The organism is Mycobacterium sp. UM_Kg27, from assembly GCF_000972905.1.
GTDB lineage: Bacteria > Actinomycetota > Actinomycetes > Mycobacteriales > Mycobacteriaceae > Mycobacterium.
On sequence record NZ_JRMM01000265.1, the window covers coordinates 1 to 1,695 of the forward strand.

The 1,695-nt window shown below is 56.4% G+C and carries 1 rRNA gene; it reads right to left on the reverse strand.

Features of this window, described 5'->3' with window-relative positions:
* Positions 1 to 12: 12 nt before the first annotated feature.
* Positions 13 to 1,547: ribosomal RNA gene (locus LI94_RS21115) — 16S ribosomal RNA — on the reverse strand.
* Between the last annotated feature and the right edge of the window lie 148 nt (positions 1,548 to 1,695).

Here is a 1,695-nt window from a genome sequence, read left to right on the forward strand (position 1 = left end):
GGTGCTCCTTAGAAAGGAGGTGATCCAGCCGCACCTTCCGGTACGGCTACCTTGTTACGACTTCGTCCCAATCGCCGATCCCACCTTCGACGGCTCCCTCCACAAGGGTTAGGCCACCGGCTTCGGGTGTTACCGACTTTCATGACGTGACGGGCGGTGTGTACAAGGCCCGGGAACGTATTCACCGCAGCGTTGCTGATCTGCGATTACTAGCGACTCCGACTTCATGGGGTCGAGTTGCAGACCCCAATCCGAACTGAGACCGGCTTTAAAGGATTCGCTAACCCTCACGGGATCGCAGCCCTTTGTACCGGCCATTGTAGCATGTGTGAAGCCCTGGACATAAGGGGCATGATGACTTGACGTCATCCCCACCTTCCTCCGAGTTGACCCCGGCAGTCTCTCACGAGTCCCCACCATAACGTGCTGGCAACATGAGACAAGGGTTGCGCTCGTTGCGGGACTTAACCCAACATCTCACGACACGAGCTGACGACAGCCATGCACCACCTGCACACAGGCCACAAGGGAACCGATATCTCTACCGGCGTCCTGTGCATGTCAAACCCAGGTAAGGTTCTTCGCGTTGCATCGAATTAATCCACATGCTCCGCCGCTTGTGCGGGCCCCCGTCAATTCCTTTGAGTTTTAGCCTTGCGGCCGTACTCCCCAGGCGGGGTACTTAATGCGTTAGCTACGGCACGGATCCCTAAAGGAAGGAAACCCACACCTAGTACCCACCGTTTACGGCGTGGACTACCAGGGTATCTAATCCTGTTCGCTCCCCACGCTTTCGCTCCTCAGCGTCAGTTACTGCCCAGAGACCCGCCTTCGCCACCGGTGTTCCTCCTGATATCTGCGCATTCCACCGCTACACCAGGAATTCCAGTCTCCCCTACAGTACTCCAGTCTGCCCGTATCGCCCGCACGCCCACAGTTAAGCTGTGAGTTTTCACGGACAACGTGACAAACCACCTACGAGCTCTTTACGCCCAGTAATTCCGGACAACGCTCGCACCCTACGTATTACCGCGGCTGCTGGCACGTAGTTGGCCGGTGCTTCTTCTGTACCTACCGTCACCCCAAGAAGAATCCTGGAGCTTCGCCGATACTGAAAGAGGTTTACAACCCGAAGGCCGTCATCCCCCACGCGGCGTCGCTGCATCAGGCTTGCGCCCATTGTGCAATATTCCCCACTGCTGCCTCCCGTAGGAGTCTGGGCCGTATCTCAGTCCCAGTGTGGCCGGACACCCTCTCAGGCCGGCTACCCGTCGTCGCCTTGGTAGGCCATTACCCCACCAACAAGCTGATAGGCCGCGGGCCCATCCCACACCGCAAAAGCTTTCCACCACACACCATGAAGCGCGTGGTCCTATTCGGTATTAGACCCAGTTTCCCAGGCTTATCCCAAAGTGCAGGGCAGATCACCCACGTGTTACTCACCCGTTCGCCACTCGAGTACCCCCGAAAGGGCCTTTCCGTTCGACTTGCATGTGTTAAGCACGCCGCCAGCGTTCGTCCTGAGCCAGGATCAAACTCTCCAAACAAAAACCATTTGGAAACAATCCCAAAACATCAGTCAAAAACTGACATCAAAAAAACGCCACACCCCCAACACGGGGCGCCGAAGGCATGGCAAAAACAACAACAAACAAAAACCACCAAACACACTATTGAGTTCTCAAACAACACGCC